At 33.0% G+C, this 12,841-nt stretch carries 7 protein-coding genes; all 7 read left to right on the forward strand.

Going from position 1 to position 12,841, the window contains the following annotated elements; all coding sequences use genetic code 11:
• Positions 1 to 9 precede the first annotated feature (9 nt).
• The 7 genes from gyrA (at position 10) to AC4BBX_RS08740 (ending at position 12,841) form a co-directional block, all read left to right on the forward strand.
• Positions 10 to 2,499: a DNA gyrase subunit A gene (gene gyrA / locus AC4BBX_RS08710; RefSeq protein WP_490453475.1), complete on the forward strand. Its 2,490-nt coding sequence runs from the start codon at positions 10 to 12 to the stop codon at positions 2,497 to 2,499.
• Positions 2,500 to 2,941: 442 nt separating this feature from the next.
• Complete coding sequence (locus AC4BBX_RS08715) at positions 2,942 to 4,801, forward strand: glycoside hydrolase family 66 protein (protein WP_490453476.1); 1,860 nt, start codon at positions 2,942 to 2,944, stop codon at positions 4,799 to 4,801.
• Between the two features lie 100 nt (positions 4,802 to 4,901).
• Positions 4,902 to 5,909: a LacI family DNA-binding transcriptional regulator gene (locus tag AC4BBX_RS08720; protein WP_490453477.1), complete on the forward strand. Its 1,008-nt coding sequence runs from the start codon at positions 4,902 to 4,904 to the stop codon at positions 5,907 to 5,909.
• Positions 5,910 to 6,099: 190 nt separating this feature from the next.
• Positions 6,100 to 7,662, forward strand: a complete 1,563-nt coding sequence (locus tag AC4BBX_RS08725; protein WP_490453478.1) for an ABC transporter substrate-binding protein — start codon at positions 6,100 to 6,102, stop codon at positions 7,660 to 7,662.
• A 422-nt stretch (positions 7,663 to 8,084) separates the two neighbouring features.
• The gene (locus AC4BBX_RS08730) at positions 8,085 to 11,009 is read left to right on the forward strand and encodes an extracellular solute-binding protein (RefSeq protein ID WP_490453479.1); all 2,925 of its coding nucleotides are present in this window, start codon (positions 8,085 to 8,087) and stop codon (positions 11,007 to 11,009) included.
• Positions 11,002 to 11,949 (forward strand): carbohydrate ABC transporter permease, encoded by a 948-nt coding sequence (locus AC4BBX_RS08735; protein WP_490453480.1) that lies wholly within the window; start codon positions 11,002 to 11,004, stop codon positions 11,947 to 11,949. The genes AC4BBX_RS08730 and AC4BBX_RS08735 overlap by 8 nt, the downstream gene beginning before the upstream one ends.
• Before the next feature lie 22 nt (positions 11,950 to 11,971).
• Positions 11,972 to 12,841: a carbohydrate ABC transporter permease gene (locus AC4BBX_RS08740; protein ID WP_490453481.1), complete on the forward strand. Its 870-nt coding sequence runs from the start codon at positions 11,972 to 11,974 to the stop codon at positions 12,839 to 12,841.

Consider the following 12,841-nt stretch of genomic DNA (forward strand, 5'->3'; position numbering starts at 1 on the left):
GGAGAAATTTTGGAAGATCAAAAGAAAAACATTCAGGACGTCAATCTATCCAGCGAAATGCGTGAATCCTTTATTGATTATGCCATGAGTGTTATTGTCGCAAGGGCCTTACCTGATGTTCGTGATGGATTAAAACCTGTTCACCGCCGAATCTTGTATGGAATGAATGAGCTGGGTGTGACCCCAGATAAACCACATAAAAAGTCAGCACGTATCGTTGGGGATGTTATGGGTAAATACCATCCACATGGAGACAGTGCGATTTATGAATCAATGGTTCGTATGGCGCAACCATTTAGTTACCGTTCGATGTTAGTTGATGGTCATGGTAACTTTGGTTCCGTCGATGGAGATGGTGCTGCGGCGATGCGTTATACCGAAGCTCGTATGAGTAAATTAGCTGTTGAAATGTTGCGAGATATCAATAAAAATACTGTTGATTTTGTAAGTAACTATGATGATACTGAACGTGAACCAAAAGTATTACCTGCAAGATTCCCTAACTTGTTAGTTAACGGAACTACAGGGATTGCGGTGGGAATGGCAACTAATATTCCACCACATAATTTAAACGAAGTAATTGCAGCGATTGATATTTTGATGGAAAATCCAGAAGCGACAACCAATGAGTTGATGGAAGCTCTACCTGGACCAGACTTCCCAACAGGTGGTTTGGTGATGGGGAAATCAGGCATTCGTCGTGCCTATGAAACGGGTAAAGGTTCAATTATCGTTCGAGCAAAAGTTGAAATTACCGAGATGCCAAATGGTAAAGAACGTATTTTAGTTACGGAATTACCTTACATGGTTAATAAAGCAAAATTAATTGAACGTATTTCTGAATTGCACCGAGACAAACGAATCGAAGGCATTACCGATTTACGAGATGAGTCTTCTCGTGAAGGGATGCGAATTGTTATTGACGTGCGCCGTGACGTGAGTGCATCAGTTATTTTGAATAATTTATACAAAATGACCGCCTTACAATCTTCATTTGGGTTTAATATGTTAGCCATTGAAAAAGGTGTGCCAAAAATTCTAAGCTTAAAACGAATTTTGGAAAACTACATTGAACATCAAAAAGAAGTCATTACTCGTCGAACTATTTTTGAAAAAGAAAAAGCCGAAGCGCGTGCCCACATTTTAGAAGGTTTACGCATTGCTTTGGATCATATTGATGAAATCATTGCGATTATCCGTGGATCGGCAACCGATGGGGAAGCCAAAGCTACGATGATTGAACGTTTTGAATTGTCTGATCGCCAAGCACAAGCGATTTTAGATATGCGTCTACGCCGTTTAACTGGTTTGGAACGTGACAAAATCGAAGGCGAATATCAAGAATTATTGAAACAAATTGCTGATTTGACCGATATTCTGGCTCGTCCAGAACGTGTGATGGAAATTATTCAAACCGAACTACATGAAGTAGGTCAACGTTTTGGTGATGCTCGTCGTACGGAATTATTAGTCGGAGAAGTTTTAAGCTTGGAAGACGAAGATTTAATCGAAGAAGAAGAAATCGTGATTACCCTAACCAACAATGGCTATATTAAACGCGTAGCAAACAGTGAGTTCCGTGCCCAACGTCGTGGTGGTCGTGGGGTTCAAGGGATGGGTGTACACGATGAAGACTTCGTAAAAACCTTGCTATCATGTTCAACCCATGATACTTTGCTGTTCTTTACCAATGCCGGAAAAGTCTACCGTGCCAAAGGGTATGAAATTCCAGAATATGGTCGGACAGCCAAAGGAATTCCAGTTATTAACCTACTAGGAATTGATTCTAACGAACGCATTCAAACCATTATTTCGATTTCTGAGCAACCAGAAGAAGGAAATTACTTGTTCTTTACAACCAAATATGGCGTAGTAAAACGTACCTCGGTAATGGCTTTTGCTAATATTCGTAGCAATGGATTGATTGCAATCGGTCTGAAAGATGGCGATGAATTAGTCGATGTCTTACCAACTAATGGTGAAGATGTGATTATCATCGGAACTCACAAAGGTTATTCTGTGACCTTTAAAGAAGAAGTTGTTCGTGATATGGGACGAACTGCTGCTGGGGTTCGCGGGATTCGTTTACGGGAAGAAGATTATGTGATTGGCGTTTCAGTCATTCGTGATGAAGATGAAGTATTAGTTATTACCGAAAACGGTTATGGAAAACGAACAGCAGGTTCGGAATATCCAATCAAAGGTCGTGGTGGTAAAGGGATTAAGACCGCTAATATTACACCAAAAAATGGTCCACTTGCTGGTTTGACCACGGTCAAAGGCGATGAAGACATTATGTTGATTACCAATAGAGGCGTCATTATCCGCTTTAATGTCGATACTGTTTCTCAAACAGGACGTTCAACTTTAGGGGTTCGTTTGATGAAGATGGAAGAAGATTCTAAAGTAGTCACTATGGCTACTGTCGAACCGGAAGCTGAGGAAGAAGCTGCAGAGACAACTGAAACGACAGAAACAACAGAAACAACAGAAGAATAGTTGAAAGGGAAGCATCTTTTTAGGTGCTTTCTTTTTTGGTTATCCAAGCGGTTAAAACTAAATTGATAATTTTTTTTGAATGATACAACTAAATTCTGTAACCGAATTCATTTTTTTGTTTTTAGTGGTTGACAATAATAAAATAGTAGGTTATCTTGTATACGTAAACGTTTACGTAATGTGTATATAATTTATTAAAGATATTAGGACTGAAGATATAGCAATTATTATTAAGTTAATTGTATTATTTTGATGTTACATAAACTGAATATCATTCCTCAAAATATTTATTATTTATCTGAATAGATATTTAGTAGTTTCATTAGTAACTTAGTGTAAAAATCTATTGATAGTTCTATGAAAGAATGGAGATTATGAAAATTTAAGAGGATTGAAAGAAGTGTTCTTAGACTAAAAATCTATTTAGAATCGGAGGAATTTTATGAATAATAAGAAAAAAATTATTATACCTATGCTATTAATAGTACTCTCGCTAGTTTTAGTCCTATTCTTGAAATATCCAAAAAATACTATGAAAGGTTCTATTATGATAAATAAATTAACTACTGAAAAAGCTATGTACTCTCCCGGTGATTTGATTGATTTTAGTATATTTCTAGAATCAGATACTTTAAAAAAGGGAAATTACTCACTTTCAATTTTTCATTTAGAAAAAGAAATTGACAAATTAGAAGGAAATTGGTCTTTTGAAGAAAATGAACAGAAAATTAATATAACTTGGCAAGCTCCTGAAGATGATTTTAAAGGATACATGGTAAAAGCTACTCTATATAACGAAAAAGGAGAAGAGCTGAGTGAAATCACTTCAGCGGTAGATATTTCTTCTACTTGGACAAAATTTCCTCGTTTTGGATATTTAACAAATTTTGCTTCAAACGTTGATACTGAACTGATTATAGAACAAATGAAAGATATGCAGTTAAACAGTATTGAGTATTATGATTGGAAATACCTCCATCATCAACCAATCCCTGAAGATAATAGTATGTCTTGGAAAGATTGGGCAGGAAGAGAAATAAGTGGAGAAACAATCAAAAGTTATATCAATAATGCTAAAGCAAAAAACATGATAAATATGTCTTATAATATGATTTATGGTGCAACAAATAACTATAGTGAATACGGTATCAAAGATGAATGGGGACTTTATTATGCCGAAGATCATGGTGAAGAAGGTAAACAAAAAGGAGATCGTTTTACTTTTCGTATGGGAGAAAGTCCATCAGGTCAATCAGATTTATTTTTCTTTGATATAGAAAATAAAGAGTGGCAAGATTATATTATCGAAAAAAATATAAAAGCTTTAGAAGAAATGGGATTCGATGGATGGCACGGTGATACTGTTGGAGAATGGGGAAGCATGTGGACATACGATGAAATCGGAACAGATGCTAAAGGAAAATACGTTAAGGATGGGTATACTCAATTTTTAAATGAAGCTAAAAAACAATTAGGAGATTATTATTTATCTTTTAATCCTGTTGGGGCACAAGGACTTGAAAATGTATCTAAATCTGATGTTGATGTTTTGTATGCTGAAATTTGGCCATGGGATACAAATAGTCAAGGAACTAAATTTGATTCCTATAATGCAATCAAAGAAGAGATTGATATTTCTAGAAAAGAAAGTGGAGGTAAGTCTTTAATTGTACCAGCGTATATGGAATATGATTATGCACAAGGTGCAAAAAATCAAGAATTTAATATGTCTGCAGTATTATTAACAGCTGCTTCCGTATATGCTGCAGGTGGTTCTAGAATTGAGTTGGGTGATGGACACCACATGCTTTCAAATGAGTATTTCCCATCTAAAAACTTATTAATGAGTGATGAACACAAAAACAGACAAAAAGATTTACAAAATTTTATTGTAGCTTATGAAAATTTATTACGAGATGGTTTGGAAGATAGTAAAAAAAATATAGAAATTGAGGATCATAAAATTTCTCGATTTGGAATTGCTGATAGTATTTGGGCATATAGTAAGGAAGATGAGAACTACGAGACAATTCAATTAATTAATTTAGTTGGTGTAACAAAAAATGATTGGCGTGCCAATGATGGTCATAAGGAAACTCCAGAAAAATTAAGAGATTTAAAGTTAACTTTTTATACTGAGGAAGATATTCAATCTGCTTGGATAACATCTCCAGATCCTGAGTTTAAATCTGCTTCCAAAGAATTAGAGATGGAAAAGGGAACAGATGATAAAGGAAGTTATATCAAAGTCTCGATACCGTCACTGGAATATTGGAATATGATTTATTTAAAAAAAAATTAATAGAATAAAATAAAGAGTATCTTGTAATCTTCAATTAATGATTTTAAAATAATGCTAGACGAATTAATTAACAAGTGTTTAATAGATCAAGGAGATAAATATGATACCAACAATCAAAGACATAGCAAGAGTAGCTGATGTTTCAATTGCGACTGTTTCACGTGTGATTAATGATTTAGGCGGTTACAGTAAAGAAACACAAAAAAAAGTAGAAAAAGCAATCGAAGAACTTGGATATTCAAAAAATGAAAATGCAACAAGTCTAGTAACAAAAAAATCACATACTATTGGAGTAGTAATTCCCAATGTAAATACAAGTTTTTATGGAGATATTGTTAATGGTATTGAAGATACAGCACACAAACAAGGATACAGTGTAATTTTAACGCATGCAGGTGTTGAGGGAAGGAGGGTAACAAGTAGTCTTAAATTGATGGGAACAAGAAGAGTTGATGGGATAATAATTGTTTCTATAAATTTAAATGAAGAACAAATCAATTTAATCAATGATATGAAGTTACCAACAATCTTACTTTCAACGAAAAGTCAAAATGAAAGTATTCCTTTTATCAAAGTAGATGACTATGAAGCGATCTATGCAGCAACAGAATATTTAATTTTAAAAAAACATAGTAAAATTGGGTTAGCAGGAATAAATAAAAATGATCCTATAGCAGGGAAACCTAGAATTGAAGGTTATCTTGATTGTTTGAAAAAATATGGAATAAAAACTGATACTAATCTTATTTTTTCGGGAGATTATTCCTTTGATGCTGGTCAAGAAGCGATGTCTTATTATTTAGAAAAAAAATTAGAACCAACAGCTATAATTAGCGCAAGTGATGAGACAGCATTAGGAATTATTTCAATTGCTAAAAGACATTCTATTAGAATACCCGAAGATTTATCTGTAATGGGCTATGATGATTCTAATATTGCTTGGATGACGACACCTTCTCTTACTACCGTAAAACAGCCATTTTACGACATGGGTATACAAAGTAGTCTATTTATTATCGATTTTTTGAAAAAAGGAAAAGCCATCAAATCACAAGTTTTTCCATTTCAAATTATTGAAAGAAGTACTGTACAAGACCTAGAATACTAATCAATCGTATTTATAGAAATAGGTTAATAAGATAAAATATATCTTATTAACCTTTACGTAAACGTTTACTAATAGCGGAAATTTACTGGAAAAGAAAGGAGTATTTGTTATCTGATAAACGTAAGCGCTTATAATTCTAAATTAAAGTAAAAATATTTTATCTACTAATAATTATAGAAAGGTGAGTATTATGAAAAAATGTAAATTTTCAAGTTTAATAATTTTGGCTTCGTCTACATTATTGTTGACTGCATGTGGAGGAAATAATAATGAAAGTGATGAAAGTGGAGGTAGTATTCCAAATTCTTCAGAATTTGCAGATTATGTAAATATTGATGAAGATGAAAATGATATTCCTGATTGGATGGAAGAAGAGATTGAACTTTCTTTCGCCAGTGGCTTCTACGGTAGTTCTAACGAAGAAAACCCTATGTGGTTAAATATCGAAAAATTTATGTCTAAGTATCCTAATATAACTGTTACACGTGATCAGAAATTTGCTTCGGGAGAGGCAGATGATTTTGAGCAATTAGATATGTTGAATGCTTTAGCACAAGAAGGTAAATTGCCGGATATTTACTATTCTCCACTATCAGCAGAAGTTTATGACAGAGAATTTTCACTTGATTTAACTCCATATGTCGAAAGTGATGAAGAATCCCAATGGATTTCAGAAAATGCAAGAGAATTTATGACTAGCTACGATGGAGAAACAATTTATGGATTGCCTTGGATGTCTGTATCGCAATATGTTTTGATTAACACAAAATTACTCAGAGAGAACAATATTGCTATTCCTGAGTTTAATTGGACATATGATGATTACGAAGATTTGAGAAAACAAATTGCAGTATTAACACCTAATAATCCAATTTTCCCTGGAATTGTTAACTTTTCAGAAATTGGACCACATTATTTTGATGGCATTCCAAATGGATGGAAAGGATATAATATTGAAAAACAAGAATGGGATTTAGCAAATTCTACAAGATTTGGTCAGTGGTTTGAACAAGAAGCTAAAGAAGCCCAAGAAGGACTTCATTTCTATGATTTAAGTGAAGAAGAACGGATTGCAAAAGTAGGAAATCTTGGATGGGCTTTTGGTGATGGATTGCAAGTGATTGATAGTGCTTGGATGTATGAACTTAGCGGTAATGTAAACGATTTTATTATAGATCGTAATATGGATATAGAAATCTATCCAATGCCAACAGCACCTGAAGGAGGTCAAACAAACTTAGCTGCATACTATGACACTCTTAGCATCTCAAGTCAATTAGAAGAAAATCCGGTAAAAGCAGAAGCTGCCTTCCAATTAGTAAAATGGCTTACTTATAGTGAAGAGGGATTATTATCAAGATGGTCACTAATTGATGAATATACTGGATTACCAGAGGATGCCCCATTGAGAGCAGAAGATAGATTATTGGACTTTATTCAAGGATGGCCAGTTACAACTAATCCAGAAATTTTAGCAGAACATCCATTCGTAAAAGGATTTTCTGAAGATAGTGAACTTGCAGTATATAATTTTGATGCTTTCAAAGAAGAGTCGTTCCAACAACAACTTTCTAACCCAGTTGCATATCCTCGACAAATGCCAGGTTTTTCTAGTGTACAAGGAAATGTAAATACTTGGGAAATCATGCATCAAATTCGAGATGAAGGTGTCAAATTTAATGATATAGCTGGAGAATGGGATCTTAAAATAAATGAGCAATTAGAAGATTACATGCGTCAATATAGTCATTAATATATTTCAATCAAATCATCAATATTATCAAAATAAAATATAGATATCGATGATTTGTTTTCTTTATGCGTGTACTATGAAATAACATTTAGTACACGCATTATAGAATTTTTATTATTAACATAGAATATTATTAATTATTTAATAATTTATCAACTTTTGGATTAAAAAAACATAGGTATTAATCTTGAAAAAAATTGGATATGAGATTAAATTTAATTATTTTTTTATTTTGAAATATGAACAAATTAGCACACTGATATAGTATTAAGTATTTAACTCAAAGTAATTTTTAAGTTAGAAACAATAAACCAATGATAGGCGGGGTAGTTTTGATAAAGAAAAAGAAATTATTATTTGGAGGTATTGTTTTACTGGCCACCATTTGTGTAGCTGTGATACTTATCGTAGGCAAATATAATATGAGAAACCCCTTCGAGGAAGAATTATCAAAATCGGATCAAGAAATAAGTAAACAAACGATTGAAGCATATATTGCTAGTTCATCATCAGAAAGCAATTATTATACTGTTTTAAAACAATGGATGGAAGAAGATTTGGAGCTACCAAAAGAAACTTATACAAATGTTCCTGCAGAAAGAGTTGGTGGCGAGCAGTTAGAAAAAAGTGAAAGTAAAGACTATCCAACAGAGGTGACACATGTAGAACCTCAGGATGAATTCATCTTTTCAATTGAAACAAAACAAGAAGGTCTTTATGAGATATGGTTAGATTATTACATTTTGGATAACACGATTTCGACTCCTGAAATTTCTATTGAAATTAATAATGAAAATCAATACAATGAAACGAATTTAATACAATTATCAACCGAATGGGAACCAGAAAACTTAATTGGAGAAGCAAGACTTGATCGCTATGGTGATGAATTACCACCACGTTCACTGTTGAAATCTCATTGGGAAACAAAAGCTTTATTTGATCCAAATCATTTTTCTGCAACCCCTTTAAAATTTAAGCTAGCTAAAGGGAATAATGAAATCAAGTTAACAGTCAATGAAGGTTCGTTATTATTTGGAGATATAGTGTTTACCAATAGGATAGAGAAAGTACCAACTTACGATGAATATAAAGATAGTTATCGTGATAGTGCAGTGATTCAAAATCAAATAACTTTAATTGAAGCAGAAAACATGTCTTCAAAAAGTCGTCAAAGTATCCGTCCAAAGTATTTACGAGACTCTCTAGTTACGCCGTATGAATATAAAACACGAGTATTAAATATTCTCGATGGAGATTCTTTTGCTGATGCAGGAGATACAGTTAGTTATGATTTTTCAGTTAATGAAAGCGGTTTTTATGCATTGAGTTTAAAGTATTTTCAAAATACTAATAATGGAATGCCTACACGGAGAAGAATTGAAATTGATGGAGAGGTTCCTTTCGAAGAATTATCATTATATAGCTTTGAATACGCTGCAAACTGGAGGAATTTAACTTTAGAAAATGAAGAGGGAGAGCCTTATTATATCTATCTTACAGAAGGTGATCATACATTAACTTTATCTATAAATAATTCAGATGTTGCGACTATTTATCATGAATTATTAGGATCATTGCAAGGAATTGAATTATTAGCAAATGAAATAACTCAATTAACTGGTGGGGTAGAAGATAAGAACAGAAATTGGCGGATTGAAAGATATATGCCAGATATAAAAACCTATCTGAGTGGTCTAATTTTAAGATTAAAAGAACAAAAAAATGCCTTAAGTGAATTATTAGGAAATGATCGTTTACCAGTGATTACTGAAATAGAGATTGCTATAAATATGTTGGAAGATTTTTATAAAAAACCTAATGATATTCCAAATTATATGAAACGATTTAGTGAAGGTGATAGTTCAGCTTATGGTCGTATTCAATCCGTTCTTCCTAGTTTAGTAACGAATCCATTGAATCTTGATAAATTTTTCGTTCATTCTTCAGACATAGAGCTTCCAAAAGCAAAAGCAAATATCCTTTCTACTATCTGGGAAGGAACGAAAGCATTTACTTATTCTTTCTTTAACCCCAGATATAGTGAAGCGGATGAGGTAGATGCTGATACAATCGAAGTTTGGGTTAACCAATCTCGTTTAAATATGGAGATTATGCAACGATTAATAGATGAACAATTTACTCCAGAAACCAATATTAAAGTAAATTTATCATTATTACCCGATGAGCAAAGAATTGTGTTAAGTAACGCTGCATCAAGCGTTCCTGATGCGGCATTGAGCGTTTCACATAATATGCCATTTGAACTTGGTTTACGAGGAATCATTGAAGATTTAAGAGGTTACGACGGATTTTATGATTTAACAAAAGAATTTAATCCGAATTCATTCACTCAATTGATTTATGACGAAGGGGTTTATGGAATACCAGAAACTCAAACAGTAAAATTATTATATTATCGAAAAGATTTATTAAATAGAATTGGAGAAGAGCCACCTCAAACTTGGGAAGAAGTTGTAAGTTTGATTCCGATGCTTCAGAGATACGATATGAATGCATATATACCATTAGGTGCTAATAATGCTTTTAAAGGGTTAGATAATACGACACCTTTTATTTATCAATTTGGAGGTAGGTTGTACAACGATACTGGAAATAAAGCTGAAATTCATTTAGATGGTGCATATGAAGCGTTTGATTTTATGACAAGTTTATTTACTGTTTACAATATGCCCGTGACAACTTCGGAATTCTTTCAAAGCTTTCGTGATGGCAAGATTCCTATTGGTATTGCAGATGCCAATCTCTATATTCAATTAAAACATGCAGCACCTGAATTGGCTGGTCAATGGGGAATTCTTCCAATTCCGGGTGTAGAAAATGATGATGGAGTAATTGAGAGATGGGATCCAACTTATGGCAATAATTCAATTATTTTTAGTGAAAGTGATAAAAAGGATAAAAGCTGGGAATTTATCAAATGGTGGACATCTTCAACCACTCAAGCAACATTTTCATATGATATTCAATCTACTTTGGGAAGTCAGTTTTTATATGCAACAGCAAATATAGAAGCATTTGAAAAAAGTAGTTGGCCGTCGGATTCTAAACAAGTAATTTTAGATCAATGGGAGTGGATGCGTACAACTGGTAGAGTTCCTGGAGACTACGCTTTAGAAAGAGAGCTTAGCAATGCTTGGAATAAAGTAGTTGTCGATGGAGAAAATCCTCGTATCGCTATTGATCAATCAATAAGAATTATTGATAAAGAGTTAGAACGAAAACTAAGAGAATTTGGTTATATCGAGGGAACTGAATTAGTTAAACCTTATAAAGTTCCCGTTTTAGAAAATGTAGAGAGTTGGGTGAGAAAAGAAAATGAATGAGGCTCAAACGGAAAATATAGATAAAAATCAAAAAATTAATAAGGCAAAAATAAACAAATTTTTACAAAACGTTGGTGATTCTCCATTTTTATTCATCACACCTTACGCTATGCTATTTGGTTTGTTGATTCTGTTACCAATTATTGTGGCTGCTTTACTTTCATTTACGTATTTCAATACTGTAGAAATACCTAGATTTGTTGGTTTTCAAAATTATATTGATTTAATTATGGGAGATAGCGTTTTTCTTCAAAATGCATTAATGAACACAATTTTATATGGGGTTATTGTTGGTCCACTAGGCTATATTTTGTCATTTATATTAGCCTGGTTGATTTCACAAGTTCCTCATAGAATGCGTACAATTTACACTGTTATTGTTTATTCACCTTCAATTACTGGAGCAGTTATGATGGGAACAGTTTGGCGTGTTCTTTTTAGTGGAGATGAAACAGGCTATTTAAACTATTGGTTGATCAATTTGAACATTATTAAAGAACCAATTCAATTTTTACAAGATCCAACAATTTTATTTGTTGTGATGATATTTATAGGTATCTGGAGCAGTATGGGTGTTGGGTTTCTTGCAATGCTAGGTGGTTTACTGAATATTGACCGCAGTTTGTATGAAGCTGGTGCCATAGATGGAATAAAAAATCGTTGGCAAGAGATTTTTTATATTACGATTCCATCAATGAAACCCCAAATGTTATTTGGGGCGGTAATGTCTATCGTAGGTACTTTTAATACAGCAGGAATGGCAGCCTCTTTAAGTGGAGGTACTCCTCCTCCTCAATATGCTGGATGGTTAGTTGTAGATCATGCACAAGATTTTGGTTTTGTAAGATATGAGTTAGGTTATGCTTCTGCAATTACAGTAGTACTATTATTAATAGTCACTCTATTTAATAAGATAAGCTATAAATTGTTTAGCGAATAAAAAAAGAAAGTGGTGAAAAATCTTGTCTAGTCCAGTTAAAGTTGCTCCTAAAGGTTTTCATAAAGATCAAATAAAAATTCATATCATCCTTATACTAGTTTCATTAATTATGGGATTACCGATTATCTATATAGTTAACCATGCATTTAAACCTTTTACTGAATTATTTGCCTATCCACCTAAGTTTTTTGTAAATAGGCCAACTATTGAAAACTTTCGGCTTTTAATGAACTTTTCAAATGAATCAGGAATACCACTGAGTCGTTATATTTTTAATAGTATTCTTGTGGCGTCTGTATTGATTATATTAACTTTATTAATTAGTACTGCAGCATCGTTTGCCTTATCTAAACTTCAATTTACTGGTAAAGAAACATTTAATAAAATTAATACAATTGCGTTAATGTTTGTCCCAATAGCAGTTGCAATTCCAAGATTTCTTATTATCGTAAATTTAGGACTTTATAATTCAATTTGGGCACATGTGGTTCCGATGCTCGCTATGCCAATTGGGTTATTTCTTTTAAAACAATTTATTGATCAGATACCTGATTCTTTAATTGAAGCTGCACGAATGGATGGGGCTAATTATGCTCGAATTTACTGGAGTATTATTTTACCTAATATAAAAGCTCCTATGATTACAGTATCGTTATTAACCTTCCAGTCTGTTTGGGGTAATTTAGAAGCTTCTTCTATTTTTATGGATAAGGAATCAATTAGGACTCTACCGTTTTATATGTCAACTTTATCTTCTCAGACAGGGAATATGGTAGCGAGTGCAGGTGTTGAAGCAGTAGGGAGTTTATTGATGTTTTTACCTAATTTGATTTTATTTATCATTCTTCAAAATAAAGTCATGAATTCAATGGCACATACGGGGATTAAATGA

It is taken from the genome of Enterococcus sp. AMC1157 (assembly GCF_058216555.1).